Source organism: Burkholderia sp. SIMBA_062 (genome assembly GCF_046534765.1).
Classification (GTDB): domain Bacteria; phylum Pseudomonadota; class Gammaproteobacteria; order Burkholderiales; family Burkholderiaceae; genus Burkholderia; species Burkholderia ambifaria.
Genome location: NZ_JAWRYD010000288.1, coordinates 1 through 270 on the forward strand (window position 1 = coordinate 1; position 270 = coordinate 270).

The 270-nt window shown below is 61.9% G+C and carries 1 protein-coding gene; it reads left to right on the top strand.

The window, feature by feature from the left end:
- A partial coding sequence (locus SB786_RS36395) for a phage tail sheath subtilisin-like domain-containing protein (RefSeq protein WP_410731603.1) occupies window positions 1-270 on the top strand: 270 nt, incomplete at both ends.

The window sequence follows — 270 nt, forward strand, 5'->3', positions numbered from 1 at the left end:
GATGGTGATCTGGCCGAATTTCACGGCATGGGATGACACGGCCAACGCCGATGTCGAATATCCGGCCGTGGCGTTCGCGATGGGCCTGCGCGCGAAAATCGACAATGACACCGGCTGGCACAAGACGCTGTCCAACGTCGTGGTGAATGGCGCGACCGGCATCACGGCTGACGTTTCGTGGGATCTGCAAGACCCGGCAACGGATGCGGGCTACCTCAACGAACAGGACGTGACGACGCTCGTGAATCGCGACGGCTACCGCTTCTGGGG